The 639-nt window shown below is 64.6% G+C and carries 1 protein-coding gene; it reads right to left on the reverse strand.

Annotated features, from left to right (window positions below; translation table 11 throughout):
• On the reverse strand, positions 1-639 hold a 639-nt coding region (locus tag ACKAE7_RS21155), incomplete at both ends, for a catalase (RefSeq protein WP_408980241.1).

Below are 639 nucleotides of genomic sequence, written 5' to 3' on the forward strand. Positions count from 1 at the left end.
TCACACTGCGGGAGCTCGCCACGCTCGATGGCCTGGTACAGATCCTTCGAGGCTGGGCCGAGGTCCTTGCCCTGCACCTTCTCGGCCTCCGCGGCGGTTAGGCTCGCCACGCCGCAACGCGGATGGAAGTGGTACTGCACCAGCACGGTATCGCCCTGGGCGTTGACCATCTTGTAGGTGTTGACCCCAAACCCCTCCATGTGCCGGTAGCTGGCCGGGATGCCGCGCGGGCTGAACAGATGCGTCAGCATGTGCATCGATTCAGGCGTCTGGCTCATGAAGTCGAAGATGCGGTTCGGCTCCTGCCGGAACGTGATCGGGTCCGGCTTCAGCGAATGGATCACGTCGGGGAACTTGATCGCGTCGCGGATGAAGAAGATCGCGAGGTTGTTGCCCACGAGATCCCAGTTACCGTCTTCGGTGTAGAACTTCACCGCGAAGCCGCGCGGATCGCGCGCCACTTCGGAGGAGTCGCGGCCGCCGATCACGGTCGAGAAGCGGATCGCGAGGGGCGTCTTCTTGCCGGCCTGGCTGAACACCTTGGCGCGGGTGTATTTGGAGGCCGGCTCGTCGCCGATCTTGCCGGTGACCTCGAGCTCGCCATAGCAGACGAAGCCGCGCGCGTGGACCACGCGCTCC

Source organism: Pseudarthrobacter sp. NKDBFgelt (genome assembly GCF_046097905.1).
Lineage (GTDB): Bacteria > Actinomycetota > Actinomycetes > Actinomycetales > Micrococcaceae > Arthrobacter > Arthrobacter polychromogenes.